Raw genomic sequence first — 22,956 nt, 5'->3', positions numbered from 1 at the left:
ATGAACTATAACAAATCTTTTCAAACAATTGATACACAAGTAGTGGGGGAAGCCTTTCGTATAGTGGTGCAATCACCTATTGCCATTTATCAAGAACAAATAGCAGAAGCGGCTACTGCATTAAATACACAATTTGAAAATACGAAAAACCTTTTATTAAATGAGCCACGAGGACATCGTGGTATGCATGGCTGCGTAATATTGCCATCTGCCGTTGCTTCATTTCGGTTATTATTTTTCCAACATGGGGCATCGACAGATTTTAAGTATGAGGCACTTGTAGCAACGACAACGGCATTACTAGAATGCGGCACAATTGAATTATCAGACGACAACATCTATTCGATTGAAACGGTAAAAGGTATCCACCAAGTATATGTAAAACTTTCGGAATCAAAAGACGAAGTACTGTCAGTTCATTTGACAGTGAAGCCAGCAAGGATAGCCGGTGAGCGAGTTGTAGTGGACGATGAACGACACTATATTGTGATGGAAAAACCGCATCATATAAAGGCACTCGTGCTAGATGAATTAGCTTATATTAGCACTTGGGGAATAACTGAAAGTGCCAAATATCATGATGCTGATGGTGTAATTGTGTATGAAAAATTAGACAGTATGGTACGTTCAGTAACATTTGAACGAGATGGCTATATTTTACGTTCGCCAAGTGTTGATAGTACATTAGCTTTAACTGCTATATTAGGCGATCAAGCAGTTCAAATAAATAATAGTATTTTCGGCAGCAGTATCGAGTTGACACGAAAATATGAAGTTGGCTACGAAATTGCATTAAAAGGATATATCACAGGAATCCATCAATTTGTAGTAGATATCGAAGATCCATTACAACAAGGATTCATCATTGTGTAATAACTAAAACGGAGGAGGAAAGAATGATGAAAAAATTAGAAGGTGTATTTCCAGTATTAGTAACGCCGATGTTAAATCAAACAGACATAGATTGGGATGGTTTCCGTCAAAATATTGAACATTTTATTGAAGCAGGTGTAACAGGCATTGCAATTAACGGTAGTACAGGGGAATTTGTAAGTTTGTCAAAAGAAGAACGTATGAAAGCGGTAGAAGTAGCAGTCGATCAAATTAAAGGTCGTATTACGTTAATCGTAGGGACAGCTGCAGAGACTACAGCGGATGCTGTTGCCTATACACAACAAGCTGAACAGGCTGGAGCAGACGCTGCATTACTTATTAACTCCTATTATGCACATCCGAAAGACGAGGAAATATATTTACACTTTAAAACAGTAGCAGAATCGGTTAGCTTTCCAATTATGATTTATAACAATCCGTTCACATCAGGTGTGGATATTGGTTTGGACACGATATTAAAAGTAGGCAGAGAAGTACCAAACATCACACATATCAAAGAATCGAGTGGTAGTATCGGCAAAGCACGTGATATTGTACGCCAAGGACAAGACGATATTAAAGTATTTTGTGGATCAGAAGATTTAGCAATTGAATCATTCCTTGTCGGTGCGGTTGGTTGGATTTCTGTATCAGGGAACATCGTGCCTGAACTTGTAACTGAACTATACAACAATGTACAAGAGGGTAATCTAGAAAAGGCGTGGTCCATTTACGATCGACTTTTACCATTATGTGCGTTTTTAGAAGGCTCAGGTAAATATGTACAAATTGCTAAACGTGCAATGGAACTAAAAGGTTGGGCAGGTGGACCATGCCGTTTACCACGTTTGCCACTGACGGCAGAAGAAGATGCGCAATTAAAAGCTATTTTGGCTGACTTAGATGTGTTGGTTACTGAACTTCATTAACAAAAGGGGTGTCAAATATGGAGGCTTTATTAACGCTGAAACCAAAAGTACTAGAATTTTTACAATCACCGATTGGGTTATACATTAACGGTGAATACGTGGCATCTCAATCAGGTAAAAGCTTTGACGTTTTAAATCCAGCGAATGAAGAAGTCATTGCAACTGTAAGTGAGGCACAAGCTGAAGATATCAACGTCGCAGTGTTAGCAGCACAAAAAGCATTTGACGGTGAGTGGTCTTTCATGGAGGCAGCTGAACGTTCACGTATTATTTATAAATTTGCGGATTTATTAGAGGAACACCGTGAGGAATTAGCACAGTTAGAATCATTAGATAATGGGAAGCCTTACGAAACAGCATTAGCTGATGATGTAGATGGTACTGTGCAACATTTCCGTTATTATGCAGGTTGGGCAACAAAAATAACAGGGCAAACAGTACAAGTATCTAAAAATTATTTAAACTATACGGTTCATGAGCCGGTAGGTGTTGTTGGACAAATTATTCCGTGGAATTTCCCGCTTGCCATGGCTGCATGGAAATTAGGCGCTGCATTAGCAGTTGGTTGTACCGTTGTGATTAAACCAGCAGCGGAAACACCGTTGTCATTATTATATGTAGGGAAATTAATGAAACAAGCCGGTTTGCCGGATGGTGTTGTGAACATTGTTCCTGGAACAGGAGAGGCAGGAGAGGCCATTGTCACACATGAAGGTGTCGCAAAGGTTGCATTTACTGGCTCAACAAAAACAGGTATTCATGTTATGAAAAAAGCAGCAGATGATGTGAAAAGTGTGACGTTAGAACTCGGGGGTAAATCGCCAGCAATTGTGTTGGCAGATGCAGATATTGAAACTGCAATCGAAGGTACATTTGCAGGAACAATGTATAATCATGGTCAAAACTGTAGCGCTTGTACTCGTGTATTTGTGCACAGTAGTTTGTACAATCAATTCGTGGAAAAGCTTGCTGAGAAAGCACAAGAAGTAAAACTAGGACCTGGATTAGATCCACAGACAGAAATGGGTCCACTCGTGTCGCAAAAACAATTGAATACAGTACTTGGTTTTATCGAAAAAGGAAAAGCAGAAGGTGCACGGCTTGTAGCAGGTGGTAGGCGTGCATTTAACAAAGGTTACTTTGTGCAACCTACTGTATTTGCAGATGTACAAGATCATATGACAATTGCCCGAGAAGAAATTTTTGGGCCAGTCATGTCCATCTTTTCGTTTGAAACAATAGAAGAAGTCATTGCACGTGCAAATGATAGTAAGTATGGATTAGCTGCAAGTATCTGGACGGAAAATGTAAAAAAAGCTCACTATATCTCTAGTAAACTACAAGCAGGAACCGTATGGATCAATGATTTTGGTTTAGAATGGGAAACAATGCCGTTTGGTGGCTATAAGCAATCAGGTATAGGTCGCGAAATGGGTGGCGAATACGGCCTGTCCAACTATACAGAAATAAAAAGCGTCTTTGTTAATATGAAACAAAATTGAATGTGTAACCCCCCTTAAAATAGACAGGAAAGGAGCTATCGACAATGCGATAGCTCCTTTCAAATGCTTAACTAAATTGAATTTCCTTGCGTCGTGAAGATGATGGGATATTCATCTCCTCACGATATTTTGTAATCGTACGACGTGAAATTTCGATACCATGACTCGTTTTGAAATAGTTAGCAATTTTTTGATCTGACAACGGTTTATTTTTATTTTCGTTCTTAATATAGTCAGTCAGCAGTGATTTCACCTTTACTTGGGACACGCTGTCTCCTGTAGTTGTTTGTAATTTTGAAGTAAATAAATCCCGAAGCTCATACGTACCATATGGTGTTTGAACATATTTATTTGTTGTAACACGACTAACGGTTGATTCATGTACACCAATTTGCTCAGCAACTTCACGCAATGTGAGAGGCTGTAAAGCAGCAAAGCCATGTGTAAAAAAGGCTTTTTGCTTGTCAATAAGAGCCGTCATAATTTTGATAATGGTAAGGCGCCGTTGTTCAATACTGTTAACGAGCCATTGATAATCTGATAAATGCTTTTTAAAATAACCCTTGTCAGAAGAATTGCTCGTAATATATGGAACGTAGTCAGGGTGAAGTTTAAGTTTAGGCAAATAAAAGTCATTTAAAGAAAATGTAATAACATTATCCTTAACTTGTACAATAATGTCCGGCGTATTGTGTTGAATGGCTTCTTGATGGAACAGTGAACTTAGTTTTGGCTGTAAAGTTAGAATAAATTGATAAATGGCTTGCATATCGCAAAGCGAGATATGTAACTCATTCGCGATTTGTTGCCATTTTTTATTTGCAAATGCTTCTAAATGATTGGCAATCACTTCATCAGTATGTTTTGGACCATCATGACGATAAATTGTTTGTAACAGTAAACACTCTTGTAAACTGCGTGCCCCAACACCAAGAGGTCCAATTGTTTGTAATAAGTGAATACCTTTATGAATTTCATGCTCCTTATAAATAGGCACAATAGGTGGTTCATAGTAACCGTTGTCATCTAAATGATAAATAATATGTTTAAGTAATTTTATATCTGTGTCTATAGAGAATGTTAACTTCACTTGTTCAAATAACTCATCGCGAATATTTTGTTCATATGTAGATAAAGTATCTACCATGTTTGTTTGACCAGTTATAGCTTTTGAAGTAGGCATACGTTCTGGGACTGTTGGCTCAATCAATGCTATTAATGGATTCATCAATTCTTGTTCACGGATAAACTGCTCTAGTTCTTGAGTAGAATACTGTAGCAATTCAATGGCTTGGCGAAGTTGCACGGTCATCACTAAATTCAAATCTTGTGTTTGTTTCATTGATAGATGCATAATAAAACCTCGATTCTCTATTTAATTACCAGAAAACGTTAGAAAATGATGTTCATAATTAAAATAGCGTGTCGGTAGTATTTCTTATCAGCCGGTGACTAGAAACTTTGACATATCTAATGTAATGTACATGTAATTACTTAAAAATTACTGTTAGCAAAAGATGCGACGAATGTGTCTAAAATCTAAACATGCCGACACTAAGTGTATAAAATATAGAAATATTCTTCTCACAGTATGAAGCGCTTATAAAATAATAAGCTCCTTTGGTGAGTGCGTAATGATTTCAATGCCATCTTTTGTGATAATGACATCATCTTCTATTCGGACACCACCTAAATCGGCTATATAAATACCAGGTTCCACTGTAAGTACCATATTCTCTTCTAGCAGATCTTCGCAAACAGTAGACATAAAAATATTTTCGTGAATATCTAAGCCAATCCCATGCCCAGAACCGTGTCCATAATGTTCCCCATAACCTTTGCTTGTAATAAAGTCGCGGCTATAACTATCTGCTTCTTTCCCTGTTATACCAGCTTTCATATGCATGAGCGCATGCTGCAATGAGTCGTATACGATTTGATAGATTTCTTTTAATTTTTCTGGTGGCTCACCTACAGCGATTGTTCGCGTCATATCTGAACGATAACCTTGATAATAAGCACCAAAGTCGAGTGTTAGCATATCGCCTTGTTCTACGATTTTGTCAGTTGCAACACCATGTGGTAGGGCGGAGCGCTTACCAGAAGCGATAATCATATCGAATGCAGCCCCAGTAGCACCATTTTTACGCATATGCGCTTCTAATTCATTGGCAATGTCAATCTCTGAAACACCAGGTTTAATAAATGTTAAAATATGTTGGAACGCTTCGTCTGAAATCCACGCTGCTTTTTTTATTAGTTCTATTTCCTTAGGTGTTTTAATCATTCGCAAATCTTCCACAATATTTGATAGCGGTTTTAATGTAGCTGTTAGTTTACTAGCCATTAATTGATACGTATAGTAACTCACATGCTGTTGTTCAAATCCAACTGTTTGGATAGATTCGGCATCGAAAATCTCTTGAATCGTTTCATATAAATGTGCGCGCTCTATTTGACGTACCTCAAAAGCACGGCTTTGTTTCGTTGCCTGTTCGGTATAACGAAAATCCACAAGTAACATTGACTTTGTTGGTGTAATCACTACTGTACCAGCACTCCCTGTAAATCCAGTTAAATAACGACGGTTTTGATCGTTTGTGATGATAAGTGCCTCTGTTTGTTGTTTTTGTAATGCTCCTCGTACTTTTTGTAATTGTGACATGTTGTAATTCCCCCTTTCTAGAATATATTGCAAATTCTATGCCAGTTTTATAAGTCTAGAAAAGTATCGGCATGATTATTGCATATTAGTTAATCAGTACGGTATCCATCGTGCAATAAAATCAAAGGGGTTTTGAGTATGGCTAAAAAGACGAAATGGCTCGTTGTATTGTTAGGTCTTATGCTCGTTGTATTAGTGGGCTGCTATGGTAAAGAAGACAATTCAGCCGGTAGCTCAACTGGGGGAAATAGCACGGACAAAGAAGCTACTGATGGGGGAGAGTCTGCTGTTACACAAGAACTTCATTTAGTTGCAGGCGGAGATTTAACGACGATGAGTTCTTTAGGAAGTGTAGATGCACTCGCTGTAACGGCGATGAATTCAGTATTTGAGGGGTTATATCGCATTGGACCAGAGAATACGCCTGTGCCAGGTATGGCAGCGTCATATGAAGTATCAGAAGATGGTACGGTGTATACGTTCAAGTTACGTGAAGACGCACTGTGGAGCAATGGCACTCCGGTTACGGCGCATGACTTTGTCTACGCTTGGAAAAGAGCAATTAATCCTGAAACACAAGCAATTTATTCTTATTTAATGCTCGATATTAAAAATGCTGCAAATGTGCAAACAGAAGGAGATCCACTGTTTGGCAAGGTAGATAAAATCGGCATAAAAGCGCTAAATGATTTTACGCTTGAAGTGCAACTAAATGCACCAATTCCATATTTTTTAAGCTTAACAACTTACGCGCCATTTTTCCCGTTAAATGAAGAATTTACAGAGGCGCAAGGTGATCAATATGCGTTAGAAGCAGCAAACATGATTTATAATGGTCCATTTATTATGGAGTCTTGGCAGCACGGACAAGGATGGACTTTTGCAAAAAATGAAAACTATTGGGACAAAGATGCTGTTAAGCTAACGAAAATTACGCAAAAAATTGTAAAAGACACTGCTACAGCAGTTAACTTATATGAGGCAGGGGAAATTGATACGACTGAGTTATCAAGTGAGTATGTAGCGCAATACAAAGATAGCCCAGAATATTCAACATTTTTAAAACCAAATACGTATTTTATTCGTATGAATCATGAAAACAAGTTTTTAGGGAATAAAAACATTCGTAAAGCGATTGATATGGCTTGGGATAAACAAGGATTTGCGGATGTCATTTTACAGGACGGTTCTATTCCTGCTTACTACTTAGTCCCTCAAGGGTTATCAACGGATGAGAATGGCGTTGATTTCCGCGAAGCGAATGGTGATATGAATAAAACAGATATTGAAGCGGCGAAAAAAGCGTGGGCTACTGGTTTACAAGAACTAGGAGTTGATAAAGTAACTCTAGAATTTTTAACATATGACCGAGCAGAATCAAAAAAAGCAGCTGAATTTATTAAAAACCAATTAGAAACCAATCTTGCTGGCTTAGAGCTAACGATTAATATGCAGCCGAATAAACAAAAACTAGCATTAGAAGGCGCAGTTGACTACGATTTAGACTATGGTGGCTGGGGTCCGGACTTTCAAGATCCGATGACATATATTGATTTATTTGAATCAACTGCTTACTATAACCAATCCCATTATAAAAATGCAGAAGTGGACGCGTTAATTAAGCAAGCAAAAACGACTGCTGATATTAAGGAGCGTTGGCAATTAATGCAACAAGCTGAAAAGCTGATGATGGAAGATGTGGCATTTGCTCCAACATTCCAAAAAGGTGTAAGTCGTTTAAAGAAGCCTTATGTGAAAAATTTATATGAACATCCATTCTCAGCGGATATTAGCTACAAATGGGTTGAAATCGATAAGTAAAAAAAACGAATTAGGGATAAAAGGGAAAGTGGCTGGGACATAAGCTTAAAATCTTAAATAGCGTACATTGGTATTGATAAATTTTCACTAAGGAACATGCATAAAATATGAACTGATCTTTCTTTTGCCATGAATAATAAATTAGAAGAAAAAACTAGTTGTTGGTAGCGGAGGCGGTGACTCCTGCGGGAACGCACACAGCGTAAGACGCAACAAACCTGCGCGTAAGCGAGGGTTGCGGCTTACGTGTATGCCTGCGGAAAGCACCGCCGAAGCGGACAACAACGGCGCAGCAAAAAAAGTGTTAGATTGATGGCAGTCAATCTAACACTTTTTCTATCACATGAATGTCCATTATGGAGATTTCTACACAGCATCCTAAAGCGCAAATAATGAATATGACGAGGTAAGCCCCACCACGAAAGTAGTGGTAGGACTTGTTGTAGTGAAGATCTATCCTTTATCTCTACAGTCTCATGCTTTTCCGTATAATGGGAAATCATTTTGGTTTTTCAATACAACACAACAGATAAAATCGTTGTGATAAGACAACCGAGCGTTCCAGCTAGTAGAAGAGGATAAGTAAAGGAATATGTAGGTGCTTGGATAAATTCCAGATTACCATCTAATTCATAAGCGTACGCTCCATTTTTTGAAACGCGAGCAAAAAAACGTTTAAAGCTATAACCAATACCATTGAAAAAACCACCTTGCACAACAAATAATGAGCCTCCAACAATTGTACAAGCAAGCGATAACATAAACGTGTAGTTAATCATTGTTAGTAGTGCGACAGTGTGGCTTGATAATAACGAATAACACAAGGAACATAAAAAAATGCAAACAGTCACCAGCATCACCTTAGATAACTTCATTGCAATATACCTTTAGCATTTGTTTGGTGATATTGCATTAATTCATCCTCCGTAAGCATGACAAAATGACCTGGACGGACTTCTATAAACTTTTCATTTGCTCGATCATTGGCGTTGTATTTGGTTTCATCAAAAATAATCCTTTGTCGTTCATGCTCTAGTTTAGGATCAGGCAGAGGAATAGCCGATAATAATGATTTTGTATAAGGATGGATAGGGTGGTCATAAAGTTCCTGACTTTCCGCTAACTCAACAATTTTACCTCGATGCATGACCCCGATACGATTGCTTATATATTTTACCATCGACAAATCGTGTGCAATAAATAAATACGTTAACCCTCGTTCCTTCTGGAGCTTTTTTAGCAAATTAACGATTTGCGCTTGAATCGACACGTCCAATGCAGAAATTGGTTCATCGGCAATAATTAATTCCGGCTCTACAGCAAGCGCACGTGCAATACCAATGCGCTGACGTTGTCCACCACTTAGTTCATGTGGATAACGATTCGCATATTCCTTGGTTAAGCCTACAACGTCTAAAAGCTCATAAATGTTTGTTTTCCATTCACTTTTCGGTACGCCATGAATTGCAAGACCTTCCGCAATAATGTCTGCTATTTTCATCCGTGGATTCAGAGAAGAATAGGGGTCTTGGAAAATCATTTGTACTTTGCGATGAATGGCAAGCTTCTCTTGTTTTGTCTGTGCATCATAAATGGATTGTCCATCAATTTGGATGGTGCCATCTGTTATCGTATTGAGTCCGATAATAGAGCGTCCCGTAGTAGATTTGCCGCAGCCGGATTCGCCAACTAAACCGAAAATTTCCCCTTTATAAATATCAAAAGTAATACCATCTATCGCTTTGTTAATTGTATTTTTCCCTAATTTAAAATATTGCTTCACTTCCTTTAAGGATAAAAACGGATGGTTTGTATCAAATAGAGGTGTCTCCTCACGTTCTTTTTGCTTTTCCTGCGCTAGCTGTTGATGAACAGGTATCATTGTAGGTGCCTGCTTGTGCAATAGCCAAGTTGCAGCATAATGCGTATCGCTTACTTTAAACATAGGTGGTTCTTCTAGAAAGTCAATTTTAAGTGCCTGCTTATTGCGAGCCGCAAAGGCATCTCCCACAGGTGGCTGCAATAGGTTAGGCGGTGTCCCTGGAATGGCATATAATGATTCCGCATCGATATCTGGATTCGGCATCGCAGCGAGTAGCCCTTGTGTATAAGGATGTTGACAGTGGTAAAAAATTTCATCGACTAAGCCAATTTCTATAATTTTACCTGCATACATCACGGCAACACGGTCAGCCATTTTTGCGACAACCCCTAAATCATGGGTAATAAATATTATCGAGAGATTCATCTTTTTTTGGATGTTTTTAAGCAATTCTAATATTTGGGCTTGAATCGAAACATCCAATGCTGTAGTCGGTTCATCTGCAATAATAATGCGCGGCTCACAAGCAAGTGCCATTGCAATGACAATTCGTTGACGCATGCCACCTGAAAATTGATGTGGGTATTGCTTATAGCGTTTATCTGCTTCTTTAATGCCAACGAGTTGTAATAATTCAATGACCCGCTCTATTATTTGCTTACCACGTAAAGACGTATGTTTTTTAATGCTTTCTGCAATTTGACTGCCAATCGTCATCGTAGGGTTTAATGCAGTCATAGGATCTTGGAAAATCATTGAGATTTCAGCCCCGCGAAGCCCACGCATTTGCTGTTCACTGTAATCTAAAATGTTTTTGTTATGATATAAGATTTGGCCATTTTTAATCATTGTTGTTTCACGAGGATTTAAGCGTAATAGGCTTTTCGAAGTAACGGACTTCCCTGACCCTGATTCGCCAACGATTGCTAATGTTTCGCCTTCATATAAGTCAAACGAAACATTGCGTACAGCCTGTACTTCGCCACTATACGTGTTGAAGGAAACGCTAAGATTCTTGACTTCTAAAATGGTTTTCATTGTGAACACCTCCTTATTTACGTACTTTTGGATCGAATGCATCGCGCAGTCCATCTCCAAGTAAATTGAAGCTAATCATAATTAAGCTAATAATAATAGAAGAAACAATCATGCCATGTGGGTAAATGCGCAATAGTTTATATGAGTCATTCACAATTGTTCCTAAGGAAGCGGTAGGTGGTTGTAGCCCTAGTCCGATAAAACTAAGTAAGGCTTCTGTGAAAATCGCGCCAGGTATAGTAAAAGTAGTAGCGACAATAATTGGGCCAAGTGTATTAGGAATTAAATGCTTCCAAATTAATCGTTGGTTACTCGCTCCGAGTGTTCGGGAGGCCAGTACATATTCATATGATTTGAGCTTTAATATTTGTGCGCGAACGATACGGGCCATACTAATCCAGCCAACGATAACCATTGCGAGAGTAATAGAAATGATGCCGGGCTTCAAAATCAGAATAAGAAGAATATTGACTATTAACCCTGGAATACCAACTAATACTTCAATAATACGTTGCATGACATTATCAGTACGTCCCCCATAAAAGGCTGAGATAGCACCATAAGCAACACCGATAATTAAATCAATCGTGGCTGCGAGAAAGGCGATATAAAGTGAAATACGCGTGCCTTGCCAAATTCGTGTCCATAAATCTCGTCCTAATTCATCTGTACCGAACCAAAAATATTCGGTTATACCCTTTTTTTCGTATTGGTCCACGCCACGCCCATCGACACCATTCAAACCTAAGAAAGGCAAATGTTCCAGAACGGGAACTTTTGGTGGTAAATTGGTGCGCGCAATGTTTTGTTCATCGTAGCCATGGCTATTCATAAATGGGCCGAAAACAGCTAATAAAATAACGAAAATAATAATACATAAGCCGACAATAGCTGCTTTATTTTTACGTAAACCACGCCATGCATCTTGCCAAAATGATTGTTCAGGTCGATGCACAATATCAGAGACGTTATCTGCTTGAGAGGCAGGTTCAAATAAATCGGCTGGATAATGCTTTGTGCCTTCAGTGATTTTGGTTGTCATAAATTATTCGCCTCCCGCTACACGAATACGAGGATCAATGAACCCGTATAAAATATCAATAATTAAAATGACACTGACAAATAAAAAAGCGTAAAAAATCGTTGTGCCCATAATTAGTTGATAATCATTTGTAATAATCGAATTAACAAATTGCTCCCCTAAACCAGGGATACTGAAAATTTTCTCAATAACAAGTGAACCAGTAATCGTATTCACAGTTAACGGTCCGATAATTGTAATGATTGGAATGAGCGCATTGCGAATCCCGTGTTTTGTAATAATATAAGCATTCGATAATCCTTTTGATTGAGCGGTTAAAATATATTCTTGGTTGAGTACTTCTAACATTTCAATGCGGGTAAAGCGGGCAATAGTTGCCACAACGCCAACTGCTAAAGCGATGGTTGGTAAAATCGAGTATTCAAAACCATTCCAAAAAGCAATTGGCAGCCAGCCGAGTTTAACACCAACCCAATATTGTAAAAAGCCTGCAAATACAAATGAAGGAATAGAAATACCGAGTACTGCTAAGACGGTTGCACCGTAATCGATCATGGTGTTATGTTTTAATGCTGCTACGATACCTAACAGTAAGCCGATAATAGTACCGACAAAAACGGCTTGGAATCCGAGAATAGCCGATGCGCCAATGCGTTCTTGAATAATTTTCGTAACCGGGCGATTATCAAAAACAAAAGAAACACCTAAATCCCCTTGAACAAGATTCGACAGGTAAATCCCAAACTGTACAGGTACTGGTTTATCTAGACCGTATTTTTTGTACAGTAATTCTTTTTGTGCTTCAGGTAACCGTTCATCGTTGAATGGAGAACCAGGTAGAGCTTTCATAAGTAAAAATGAAAGCAAGATGATGATAAATAACGTAATCATCATGAAGCCGATTCGGGTGAAAATGTAGCGAATCATGGAAATGACCTCCTACTAATTTAGTTTGTTGAATCTATTATTTTATTTGCAAGATTAGTGCCAAAAAAAGAGTAAACTCGAAAAATTCGAATTTACTTCCTTTGTGCTAGGCAGGTTATAAAATTTGTAATTCGCGTGGAAAAGTAGTCAACACTTCTGCTTTGCCAAGTTCATTGATATAAACATTGTCCTCGATACGAACGCCTCCGTAATGGGGTATATAAATACCTGGTTCAATTGTAAATACCATACCAGTTGTAATTAAATCATTGTTTCCTGCATGGACAGAAGGTTCTTCATGAACTTCAATGCCAAGTCCGTGACCAACGCGGTTGTTGAAATAGTCGCCATAACCCTTCTTTTCAATAACTGCTCTTGCAGCCAAATCTACTTGTTTTAATGGAATGTTAGCTTTTGCTGCTTTAATACCAGCTAGTGTCGAAGCTAGTACGGTCTCATATATTTCTCGTTGTTTTTCTGTCGCTTCGCCAATGACAAATGTTCTTGTAATATCAGAGCAGTAGCCATCTTTAATCACACCCATGTCAATCAGCACAAAATCTCCATGCTCGATTTTTCGCATACTAGGTTGACCATGCGGCAAGGCAGCATTTCCACCAGACAAAATAATCGAGGCAAAGGACTGGCCATCCGCTCCAAATTTACGCATTAAATATTCTAGCTCGGCAACAAGGTCTAATTCGGTCATGCCAATATGAATTTTTTTGATGCCCTCTGTCATCACCTGTTCAATAATATCAATGGCCACTTTCAGTTGATTGAGTTCATCTCGCGTTTTATGCAAGCGTTGCCTATTGACTAGTTGTTGAATATCTTTGACTTGTACATCTAAGGTACTTGTAAGCTCCAAATAGCGTGAAAGATTAAGTGCCTTTGCTTCCACACCAGCTGTTTGACCAAGGTTTCCTATGGTGCTTTTGACAACCTCAAATGGCATTTGCTCATCACTTATTGGTACAATGTGTTGAATATCAGTAACTTGTACTGCTGCTTCTAAATCTAAGGCAGGAACATATAATATTTCTTCATTTGTTTTGCTATTGAAAATAAGTGCCATAAAGCGCTCATGAGGATTAGATAAAAAACCAGTGTAATAAAAAATATTAGCTGGCGATGTAATGAAAGCTATATCCTCCTCAAGCTTTGATTTGAAAATTGCTCTACGAGTTTCGTAAATAGTAGACATATATTACCTCCTGATATATATTTTGTAGGTAATAATAGCATATAAACAAAAAAATAAAATATTATTGTAGAATTGTTCAAATTCTATTAAAAAAGTATTGCATTGTAGTATTTCTTATGATACATTTATAAATGTCTTAAAGAGGTCCCGTGGTGTAGCGGTTAACATGCCTGCCTGTCACGCAGGAGATCGCCGGTTCGATCCCGGTCGGGACCGCCATTTAAATTGATATTCCAGTCCTTATGATTTTATATCATAAGGACTTTTTTGTATGTGATTGGCGTATGGATCCAATTCATCTTTCAGGAGCTTATCAGTAAAATTAATTAGAAATTACATGACAAATGAATAACGTCGAAAGGATCATCACTGCCTAGTAGAAACACAGAGGCTTAAAGCATAACATTCTGTGAAGTATTTGAGACCAACTTCCCTTTATTATTCAATAAACAACATCTATTTCCCTAAAACATATCAATGCTGTCTAAAAAACGGCTTAAATCGCTGTGAAATGATCGATAATATTGCCTTAAACATAATGGATTTCATATATTTAACATTATCTAAAAATAGTAAAAATTACCGATAAATGATAGCGTTTCTATAAGGTAAAATTAGAGGTGTTTCTAATATAAAGATTAGGGGTAAAAATGTAGAAGTAATCGGATTGGCTACGGAGGTGTTTAGATGAGCAAAGATTATTCTTTTAAAAGTATTTATTTACCTTTGCTTATTGGTTCCATGATAATGATGGTAGGCTGTGGAGATCCTATTATGGAGATTGAAGAATCAAATGCGTATCACTGGCAAAAAAATATGAGCGAAGTAGAATTTGAGAAATTAAAAAATGATATGTCATATATTGAGGTAGTAGAAGCAGCAGGCGGCGCAGGTAAAAAAATCAAAAATAATGAATATCGTTGGAATGATGAAATTTTGATGACACAGGCCTATATAGTGAAATTTAAGGATGATAAACTAATTGGCAAAGAAATCATAGCAGTGAAAGGTCATTCAAACAGATAAATAGTTGTCACGTCTTTGTAAAAGAAGGCGTGTTTTTTTATTTAAATGAGCTTCCTAAATTAGGCTTTTTAACGAAGATAATCTAAGTAGGATATAATGATATTGGATGCTTTGAACATTTTCGCTAGTTTAGGTAAACTAGAGATAATGTAGTGATGAGAGGAAAAATGAGAATGTATGAAATAATCATGAATTCAGTTGATGATACAGAGCGGTTTGCCCTGGCACTTGCCAATTTACTAGAAGCTCAAGATACGATTACATTAGAAGGAGATTTGGGTGCAGGCAAGACAACGTTTACGAAGGCCTTAGCAAAAGGGCTTGGTGTGAAAAGAACGGTCAACAGTCCAACATTTACAATCATTAAACAGTATGAAGGACGTTTACCCTTCAATCATTTAGATGTTTATCGTTTGGCCGAAAGTGACGAGGACCTAGGTTGGGATGAATTATTTTATGGAGATGCAGTATCAGTGGTAGAGTGGGCGCATTTAATTGAACAGGATTTGCCACAGAATCGATTAGCGATAGAGATTTATCGAATCGGAGACACTGAACGACGATTCGTGTTCATACCTAGTGGGGAACGTTATGAGGCACTATGTGAGGAGCTAATGAAATGATTTGGTTAGGAATAGAAACAGCGAATACACCACTTTCCGTTGCTGTGGTGATGGATGGAAAAGTGGTAGCTGAGCTGGTACAAAATATAAAATTAACACATTCAGCAGGCGCAATGCCCGCTATTGAAGAGGTATTAGCAAGAGCAGGTTTGAAGGCAGGTGACTTGGATGTCATTGCAGTGTCTGAAGGGCCAGGATCGTATACAGGGGTCCGTATAGGTGTAACATTAGCGAAAACCCTAGCATGGACATTACAGATACCTTTAGTTGGTGTCTCTAGCTTAAAAGCATTAGCTGCAAATGCTACCCTTTATAATGGATTAATTTGTCCAATTTTTGATGCAAGAAGAGACAATGTTTATACAGCTGTTTATCAAGGAGTGACACTAGAGGCTCTTGTGGAGGATCATCATACACATATCGCTGATTTGTTAGAGCGTTTAAGGGCATTAGATGCACCTATTTTATTTGTAGGAACAGATGTGGGCATATTTTGGGATAACATTGTAGAGAAGCTTGGCGGTAACGCTTTACGTGCACCTTTTAGTCTTGACTTGCCACGTGCAACGGAAGTTATTCGTGTAGGAACTAAAGTGGAGTTACCAAGTGTTGAAGCTACTCATCACTTTGTCCCACAATATAAACGAATTGCAGAGGCTGAAGCAAATTGGCTGAAAGAACAGAAGGAGAAAGAACATGAGTAGTGATGTAACTTATCGTAAAATGGTTTCTGATGATGTACCAGCAGTTTATGAAATTGAAGTCGCTTCATTTCCTGTACCTTGGACGTTGGATTCCTTTTACTATGAAGTGCATGAAAATCAGTATGCCCATTATGTGCTGGCTGTTGATGCAAGTGGAAGTATTATTGGTTTTTGCGGGATGTGGATGGTTATAGATGCAGCCCAAATTACGAATGTAGCTGTTATTGAGGCAGTGCGTGGACGAGGTATAGGAGAGGGATTAATGCGTGAGGCGCTGCAAATAGCTCGTTTACATGGAATGGAGGTTATGACATTGGAGGTACGAGTAACGAACACGGTTGCACAAAATCTTTATCGTAAGCTTCAATTCCAAGATGGTGGTATACGGAAAGGCTATTATACTGATAACGGGGAGGATGCCCTTGTCATGTGGGTGAATTTATAATGAATAATGGATTGATATTAGCAATAGAATCAAGCTGTGATGAAACAGCTGCAGCGATTATTCGAAATGGTCATGAAATCGTGTCGAATGTTGTTGCTTCTCAAATAGAGAGTCATAAGCGATTTGGTGGCGTTGTCCCTGAAATTGCATCACGCCATCACGTTGAACAAATTACGATGGTAATTGAAGAAGCATTAGCCCAAGCAAAATTAAAGCCGACAGATTTAGATGCGGTTGCTGTTACAGAGGGTCCGGGTCTTGTAGGTGCATTGTTGATTGGCATTAATGCGGCGAAGGCTTTTGCCTTTGCAAACAACTTACCAATTGTAGGTGTACATCATATTGCAGGGCACATTTATGCCAATGCGCTTGTTCAGCCAATGGAGTTCCCTTTATTAGCACTAGTCGTTTCAGGTGGTCATACAGAGCTTGTCTATATGAAGGAACATGGCTCTTTTGAGGTCATTGGTGAAACACGAGATGATGCAGCTGGTGAAGCCTATGATAAAGTGGCGCGTGTTTTAAATTTACCTTATCCTGGAGGGCCACATATTGATCGTCTTGCTCATGAAGAAGGAGAGGCTGTTCCTTTTCCAAGAGTATGGTTGGAAGAGGATTCGTATGATTTTAGCTTTAGCGGTTTAAAATCAGCTGTTATCAATTATAAACATAATATGGACCAACGAGGTGAAGCTATTTCACCAGCAGCTGTTGCTAAGGGCTTTCAAGAAAGTGTTGTTGAAGTACTGTCTGCTAAAACATTACGTGCGGCTCGCGAATATCAGGTGAAGCAGGTTATTGCAGCTGGAGGTGTAGCAGCAAATAAAGGTTTGCGAGTTTCTTTGGAGACTGTATTTGAAGAGGAAGGTATCCCGTTTTTTGTACCCCCGCTTAAATTGTGTACTGATAATGCGGCAATGATTGGCGCAGCAGCTATGCCGATGTTAGAGGCTGGTATTCGAGGTAATCTAATGATGAATGGACGTCCAGGAATGGAGTTAAAATCCTGGGTATAGTATAAGAAAGAGGTATCTATATTTTTAGATATCTCTTTTTTATTGTCGAATAATTGTTGATAAAAAAGAACCGTGCTAAGGGAATAGTCAATAGAAGCATCAAAATTGACAAATTTTTCAGAAAATTATCCACAAGTAAAGGAGCGAATTAAATGGCGAACACGCGTACTTATGCACAAATTGTTGATAACTTGTGCATAACTTGTGATTATTCAATATATAGTAGCTGGTTTTATACGATAGAATGTGGATAAAATAAATTTCTATTGTGGACAATGTGGAAAACTCTGTTGATATGTTGGTATTACTAGATTTATAGTGTGAATAAAACTGTGGGCATTTTTTGTCGAAAAATAGCACTTGACCAATATATATGAAAAGTGAAGACAAGTAAAGAAAAAGCCATGTGACCTGTCACATGGCTTACATCCTTTACATACTAATATTTTCAAGTTCTTCATTTAACTCAAGCCATTCTAATTCTAATAGCTCATGCTGTTCTTTAGCAGTTGCTAATTCTGCTTGAAGCATTGAAATTTTTTCATGGTCTGTGAAAATGGCAGAGTCACAAAGAGCCTCTTCTAGTCTTGCAACAATAGCAGATGTTTCTTGCATCTTGCTTTCTAAATCTTCGATCGTACGTCTAATTTGACGCTCACGTTTTTTTACTTCTTTATCAATTTTTGATGTAGACGTTTTATCAGGCAGGTCTTGCTGTACTTGTGGCTGGGAGGCAACCTTCATTTGTGCTAGCTCCAATAGTTCCTGCTTTTTCTCAACGTAATAATCGTAGTCACCTAAATATTCAAATGAACCCGTTCCAGATAACTCCACCACTTTCGTTGCGATACGATTAATGAAGTAGCGGTCATGTGAGACAAATAGAAGCGTACCAGGATAATCAATCAAGGCATTTTCTAATACCTCTTTGCTATCTAAGTCTAAATGATTGGTAGGCTCATCAAGAATTAAGAAATTAGCCTTTTGCATCATTAGCTTTGCGAGTGCAAGGCGTGCTTTTTCACCGCCCGATAAAGAGGATACAGCTTTATCCACATCTTCACCACTAAAAAGAAAACGCCCTAATACAGTACGAATATCTTTTTCGTTCATGAGTGGCCATTCATCCCATAATTCTTTTAGGACACTCTTATTGCTCGATAGCTTTGCTTGCTCTTGATCATAGTAGCCTATTTGTACATTTGTACCATAACGAATACTACCTGCAAGAGGAGATAAATCTTTTACAATTGTTTTTAATAATGTCGATTTACCAACTCCGTTTGGACCAACAAGGGCAATACGATCCTCACGAAAAGTGCGGAGGTTTATCCCACTAGAAATGGTACGATCGTTATAACCAATCGTTAATTCATCAGCAGATAAAACATCATTTCCACTTTGACGTTCAATCGTGAAACCGAAACTAGCGGATTTCTCATCACCATCCGGCGATTCCATCCACTCTGTACGTTCAAGCATTTTACGTCGACTTTGGGCCATTTTTGTTGTAGAAGCACGTGCAATATTTTTTTGGATAAAATCCTCAAGCTTGGCCTTTTCATCTTGCTGACGTTCAAAGAGTTTGACATCACGCTCATAATTTTTAGCTTTTTCATCTAGATATGCACTATAATTACCCGGATATTTGGTAACGCGATGACGAGATACTTCATAGACAATAGAAACGACTTGGTCTAAGAAGTAGCGGTCATGGGAAACAATTAAAATAGCGCCTTCATAGCCCTTTAAATAGGATTCCAACCAAGATAGTGTTTCGATATCTAAATGGTTCGTTGGCTCATCGAGAATTAAAAGATCTGGTTTACTAAGTAAGAGCTTAGCAAGTGCTAAACGTGTGCGCTGTCCACCAGATAAGGAACTGATGGGTTTGTCATAGTCTTCGGAATAAAATTGCATACCATGAAGGACTGAGCGTATGTCTGATTCATATTGATAGCCACCTGCATCTTTAAACGTATGCTGTAATTGATCATATTCCGACATAACTTTCGCATACATAGTAGGGTTATCATAGACAGTAGGATCAGCCATTTGTTGTTCAAGTGAGCGTAGTAGCTGTTCTTGGGCTAAAAGAGATTCAAATATAGTCATCATTTCATTCCAAATTGTTAGCGTAGAGTTTAATCCTGCATGTTGCTCTAAATAGCCTATTTGAATATCCTTTGGGATAATGATATCACCTGAATCATAAGACATTTGACCAGCAATTATTTTTAATAAAGTAGATTTACCTGCACCGTTTCGTCCTACTAAGGCAACACGGTCACGGTGTTGAACTTCTAATTTAACACCACTTAAAATTTCATCTGCAAGAAAGGATTTAGTTAGTTGATTGACCTGTAAAACAATCATTCTTGACACCTCAATTCTACCTTAGTGTAATGGATGAACGATTTGCATGCAATGTCCGTGCTTTACTTATTCCTAGCAGTCATGTAAGATTGAAACGATTTCTTTTTAGTTAGCTGCGTATAAGGCGCCATTAACTAAAGAGAAATACAGCAGGGGATTGCAAAAATGTTGTATATTGTTAAGGATGAATGTATTAAAATTAGTAGTTAAAGACAGTAAAATTGATGGAGGTACATCATAAGGAGGAAAAAGTTTGAAACAAGAATTAAAAATTCCACAAGCCACTACAAAAAGACTTCCTCTTTACTATCGATTTATTCAAAACTTTGCACAAGAAGGTATGGAACGTATTTCGTCGAAGGAATTGAGTGAAGCGATGAAAATAGATTCTGCAACTATTCGCCGTGATTTTTCTTATTTTGGTGCACTTGGGAAAAAAGGTTATGGCTACGATGTGCAGCATCTATTACAATTTTTTAGCCAGACGCTTGATCAACATGAAACGACAAAAGTAGCGTTAATAGGTGTGGGGAATTTAGGTAGTGCATTATTAAAATATAATTTTCAAAAAAACCATAATACACATATTGTTGTAGCATTCGATTCAAAAGCACCGAAGGATGGCAAAATGATCAGTAACATTCCTGTTTTTCATCCAGATTTATTGGAGGAAAAATATGCAGAATACGGTGCAGAGCTTGCTATTTTAACCGTTTCACCACGCTCCGCTCAAAAAATGGCGGATCGCTTAGCAGCCATGAATGCAAAGGGAATTTTAAACTTTACGCCAGAGCGATTAACAGTACCTGATAGAATGCAGCTTTTAACCATCGATTTATCGGTAGAGTTGCAAGCGCTTATTTATTTAATTCGTAATCAGGAAGAGTGATTCTTTACATAGCGTGTTTAGGCTGTTGTGGTGAATAGCAAGACGTAAAACTTTCACATAATATTAGTTAGCCAAATTATCGAAAGTGAGTTAAAATGTAAAATATATAAGAGGAGGTGGCTGTAATGGGTATCGGTCCTATGAGCCTTATCATTATTGGAATTGTAGCAATTTTAATATTTGGCCCTAAAAAGTTACCAGAGTTAGGGAAAGCTATGGGTTCTACACTGCGTGAATTTAAAAATGCTACTAAAGGGTTAGCAGATGATGATGATAATGATAAAAAGAAAGTCATCGAAGTAAAAAACGATGATAAGTAACTGAAGGATGTCTTTCTAATATGAATGCAAACAACCAAACTGTCATTGAGCATATAGAAGAATTAAGGAAACGACTTTACTTTGCAGTCGTTTTCTTTGTTATTGCGGTGGCTGGAGCGTTTTTTTTGGCGGAGCCGCTTATTCATTTTTTACAAAGCAGTGAAACCGCACAGAGTTTCTCTTTAAACGCGTTCAGAATAACAGACTCTATAAAAATTTATTTTCAAATGATTTTTTATATAGCCTTATTGTTGACGTCTCCTATTATTCTATATCAGCTATGGGCCTTTATTTCACCAGGACTATATGAAAAGGAACGTCGGGTAACATTAAGCTATATACCCTTTACATTTATCTTATTTGTAGCTGGAATTGTTTTTTCATACTTTATTTTATTTCCGTATGTATTGAACTTTATGATTGATTTATCTAGTCGTCTAGGTGTACAACTAACAATTGGAATTAATGAGTATTTCTCGTTTTTATTTCAAATCACCTTACCTTTTGGATTTGTTTTCCAATTACCGATTATACTCCTATTCTTTGCACGTTTGGGTATTCTAAATCCACAAGTTATGACAAAGAACAGAAAATATGCTTATTTCGGACTTTTTGTCATTGCGGCTATGATTACACCACCAGATTTAATGAGTCATTTAATCGTAACAGTACCAATGTTTTTACTCTATGAGTTTAGTGTTTGGGTAGCGAAAATAGGCTATCGCAAATATTTAAAATCTGAAGAGATTCGTTTAAAAGAAGAGCAAGAAGCAGAACAAAAGCGTCAGATTGAAGAGGCACTTGAACAACAAAGACGACAAATAGAAGGATTCAATCAACAGTAAAGATAAAGCTCGATGCCAAAATAAAGGCATCGAGCTTTTTTGTTAAATTTCCTTCTTTCTATAAATTTACATAGCTTTACAAAAATTTATTGCATTTTTTCTAGTTCTTGAAGAAACTTTTGCAATGGTTCAGCATAGAATTGTACAAGTGTCACAAATCCATTAAGCATGACGTGTGCAATAATAGACGTCCAAATGCGCTTTGTTTTGTGATATAAAAAGGCGAAGATTAAGCCACAAATGGTATAAAGCAAGATATGAGAGAAGTCGAAGTGGATAATCGCAAAGAAAATGGCACTCACAATTGCTGCCACCCAGAAATTTGTTGTTTGGACAAGCGAGCCAAAGATTACTCTACGGAAGACGAATTCTTCTAAAATTGGCCCGAATACAACAATTGCTAATATGGCAATGGGAGCACCTTTAGCTATTGCGACAATATCAGCAGTATTTTGTGAGCCTCCTTCAATACCGAAAACAGCCATCTCAATAGCTGCACCAATCATTTGTCCAAAGAACACTAGGAAGAAGCCGATGATTCCCCACACAATTGTTAGAGGTATCGTTTCTTTTTTTCCTTGATAAATGTTCCAAAATGCTTTATCTCGAGATGTAAGGATTAAGCTTAAAATGAGCGCAACCGCAAAACTTAGGGCAATATACCAACCTTGAGTAATAGGAGCCGCTTGTTCAGAAGCTAAACCAGTTACCTTCATGACGAGCCTATGGAACGGTAAGAGCAACCATCTGCTAGAGATTTGCATCAAGATATAAATCAGCAAAACATACAGGGCTGTTTTTTTATGTTTCGTTACTTTTTGAGAATTAGTCACAATCAAAATCCTTTCCATTCATATGCTTCCTTTCTATTGTAGAGGAATATGGA

At 37.9% G+C, this 22,956-nt stretch carries 21 protein-coding genes and 1 tRNA gene; 13 read left to right on the top strand and 9 right to left on the bottom strand.

Annotation, left to right across the window (positions count from 1 at the left end; translation table 11 throughout):
• Genes LCP48_RS20845 through LCP48_RS20835 form a run of 3 tightly spaced genes read left to right on the top strand, consistent with a single transcriptional unit; the run spans position 1 to position 3,304 of the window.
• On the top strand, positions 1-873 hold the full coding sequence (locus tag LCP48_RS20845; RefSeq protein WP_225340496.1) for a proline racemase family protein: 873 nt from the start codon (positions 1-3) through the stop codon (positions 871-873).
• Positions 874-899: 26 nt separating this feature from the next.
• Entirely contained in the window at positions 900-1,802 is a 903-nt protein-coding gene (gene dapA, locus LCP48_RS20840) for a 4-hydroxy-tetrahydrodipicolinate synthase (RefSeq protein ID WP_202342876.1), read from the top strand.
• Positions 1,803-1,819: 17 nt separating this feature from the next.
• Entirely contained in the window at positions 1,820-3,304 is a 1,485-nt protein-coding gene (locus LCP48_RS20835; RefSeq protein ID WP_216486221.1) for an aldehyde dehydrogenase family protein, read from the top strand.
• A gap of 67 nt (positions 3,305-3,371) precedes the next feature.
• On the opposite strand, the gene rpoN is transcribed toward LCP48_RS20835, so the two are convergent.
• A complete protein-coding gene (gene rpoN / locus LCP48_RS20830) occupies positions 3,372-4,658 on the bottom strand; it encodes an RNA polymerase factor sigma-54 (protein WP_225340495.1) in 1,287 nt (428 codons plus the stop codon).
• A gap of 246 nt (positions 4,659-4,904) precedes the next feature.
• Complete coding sequence (locus LCP48_RS20825; RefSeq protein WP_004224314.1) at positions 4,905-5,969, bottom strand: M24 family metallopeptidase; 1,065 nt, start codon at positions 5,967-5,969, stop codon at positions 4,905-4,907.
• A 138-nt stretch (positions 5,970-6,107) separates the two neighbouring features.
• On the opposite strand from LCP48_RS20825, the gene LCP48_RS20820 reads away from it, so the two are divergent.
• Positions 6,108-7,790, top strand: coding sequence for a peptide ABC transporter substrate-binding protein (locus LCP48_RS20820; RefSeq protein WP_004224317.1), 1,683 nt, complete (start codon positions 6,108-6,110; stop codon positions 7,788-7,790).
• A gap of 512 nt (positions 7,791-8,302) precedes the next feature.
• On the opposite strand, the gene LCP48_RS20815 is transcribed toward LCP48_RS20820, so the two are convergent.
• The 5 genes from LCP48_RS20815 to LCP48_RS20790 form a co-directional block, all read right to left on the bottom strand.
• Positions 8,303-8,665 carry a DUF3899 domain-containing protein gene (locus LCP48_RS20815; RefSeq protein ID WP_009374130.1) on the bottom strand — a complete coding sequence of 121 codons (363 nt, stop codon included), beginning with the start codon at positions 8,663-8,665 and terminating at the stop codon, positions 8,303-8,305.
• Positions 8,662-10,650: an ABC transporter ATP-binding protein gene (locus tag LCP48_RS23445; RefSeq protein ID WP_009374128.1), complete on the bottom strand. Its 1,989-nt coding sequence runs from the start codon at positions 10,648-10,650 to the stop codon at positions 8,662-8,664. The genes LCP48_RS20815 and LCP48_RS23445 overlap by 4 nt, the downstream gene beginning before the upstream one ends.
• Positions 10,651-10,663: 13 nt before the next feature.
• Positions 10,664-11,692: an oligopeptide ABC transporter permease gene (gene opp3C, locus LCP48_RS20800; protein WP_004224325.1), complete on the bottom strand. Its 1,029-nt coding sequence runs from the start codon at positions 11,690-11,692 to the stop codon at positions 10,664-10,666.
• 3 nt (positions 11,693-11,695) lie between these two features.
• A complete protein-coding gene (gene opp3b, locus LCP48_RS20795) occupies positions 11,696-12,619 on the bottom strand; it encodes an oligopeptide ABC transporter permease (RefSeq protein ID WP_004224327.1) in 924 nt (307 codons plus the stop codon).
• A 115-nt stretch (positions 12,620-12,734) separates the two neighbouring features.
• On the bottom strand, positions 12,735-13,826 hold the full coding sequence (locus tag LCP48_RS20790) for an aminopeptidase P family protein (protein ID WP_004224330.1): 1,092 nt from the start codon (positions 13,824-13,826) through the stop codon (positions 12,735-12,737).
• Between the two features lie 143 nt (positions 13,827-13,969).
• Here LCP48_RS20790 and LCP48_RS20785 point away from each other — a divergent pair.
• The 6 genes from LCP48_RS20785 (at position 13,970) to tsaD (ending at position 17,640) form a co-directional block, all read left to right on the top strand.
• Positions 13,970-14,045, top strand: a tRNA-Asp gene (locus LCP48_RS20785).
• 468 nt (positions 14,046-14,513) lie between these two features.
• The gene (locus LCP48_RS20780) at positions 14,514-14,852 is read left to right on the top strand and encodes a hypothetical protein (RefSeq protein WP_004224334.1); all 339 of its coding nucleotides are present in this window, start codon (positions 14,514-14,516) and stop codon (positions 14,850-14,852) included.
• A 173-nt stretch (positions 14,853-15,025) separates the two neighbouring features.
• A complete protein-coding gene (gene tsaE, locus LCP48_RS20775) occupies positions 15,026-15,475 on the top strand; it encodes a tRNA (adenosine(37)-N6)-threonylcarbamoyltransferase complex ATPase subunit type 1 TsaE (RefSeq protein ID WP_004224337.1) in 450 nt (149 codons plus the stop codon).
• Positions 15,472-16,179 (top strand): tRNA (adenosine(37)-N6)-threonylcarbamoyltransferase complex dimerization subunit type 1 TsaB, encoded by a 708-nt coding sequence (gene tsaB / locus LCP48_RS20770; protein WP_004224340.1) that lies wholly within the window; start codon positions 15,472-15,474, stop codon positions 16,177-16,179. Before tsaE ends, tsaB begins: the two co-directional genes overlap by 4 nt.
• On the top strand, positions 16,172-16,624 hold the full coding sequence (gene rimI / locus LCP48_RS20765; RefSeq protein ID WP_004224343.1) for a ribosomal protein S18-alanine N-acetyltransferase: 453 nt from the start codon (positions 16,172-16,174) through the stop codon (positions 16,622-16,624). Before tsaB ends, rimI begins: the two co-directional genes overlap by 8 nt.
• On the top strand, positions 16,624-17,640 hold the full coding sequence (gene tsaD, locus LCP48_RS20760; RefSeq protein ID WP_004224346.1) for a tRNA (adenosine(37)-N6)-threonylcarbamoyltransferase complex transferase subunit TsaD: 1,017 nt from the start codon (positions 16,624-16,626) through the stop codon (positions 17,638-17,640). Before rimI ends, tsaD begins: the two co-directional genes overlap by 1 nt.
• Positions 17,641-18,072: 432 nt before the next feature.
• On the opposite strand, the gene LCP48_RS20755 is transcribed toward tsaD, so the two are convergent.
• Positions 18,073-20,016, bottom strand: coding sequence for an ABC-F family ATP-binding cassette domain-containing protein (locus LCP48_RS20755; RefSeq protein WP_004224348.1), 1,944 nt, complete (start codon positions 20,014-20,016; stop codon positions 18,073-18,075).
• A gap of 253 nt (positions 20,017-20,269) precedes the next feature.
• Here LCP48_RS20755 and LCP48_RS20750 point away from each other — a divergent pair, with 253 nt between their 5' ends.
• The 3 genes from LCP48_RS20750 (at position 20,270) to tatC (ending at position 22,070) form a co-directional block, all read left to right on the top strand.
• A complete protein-coding gene (locus LCP48_RS20750) occupies positions 20,270-20,905 on the top strand; it encodes a redox-sensing transcriptional repressor Rex (RefSeq protein ID WP_004224350.1) in 636 nt (211 codons plus the stop codon).
• Positions 20,906-21,030: 125 nt separating this feature from the next.
• A complete protein-coding gene (gene tatA / locus LCP48_RS20745) occupies positions 21,031-21,225 on the top strand; it encodes a twin-arginine translocase TatA/TatE family subunit (RefSeq protein ID WP_004224351.1) in 195 nt (64 codons plus the stop codon).
• 20 nt (positions 21,226-21,245) lie between these two features.
• Entirely contained in the window at positions 21,246-22,070 is an 825-nt protein-coding gene (gene tatC / locus LCP48_RS20740) for a twin-arginine translocase subunit TatC (RefSeq protein ID WP_004224353.1), read from the top strand.
• Positions 22,071-22,156: 86 nt separating this feature from the next.
• On the opposite strand, the gene LCP48_RS20735 is transcribed toward tatC, so the two are convergent.
• Positions 22,157-22,921 (bottom strand): CPBP family intramembrane glutamic endopeptidase, encoded by a 765-nt coding sequence (locus tag LCP48_RS20735; RefSeq protein ID WP_004224356.1) that lies wholly within the window; start codon positions 22,919-22,921, stop codon positions 22,157-22,159.
• Positions 22,922-22,956: the final 35 nt, after the last annotated feature.

This window comes from Lysinibacillus capsici (genome assembly GCF_020217405.1).
In the GTDB taxonomy this organism is placed as follows: Bacteria; Bacillota; Bacilli; order Bacillales_A; family Planococcaceae; genus Lysinibacillus; species Lysinibacillus capsici.
Note: the sequence above shows the minus strand (reverse complement) of the source record. Positions and strands in the feature narration are given on the sequence as shown.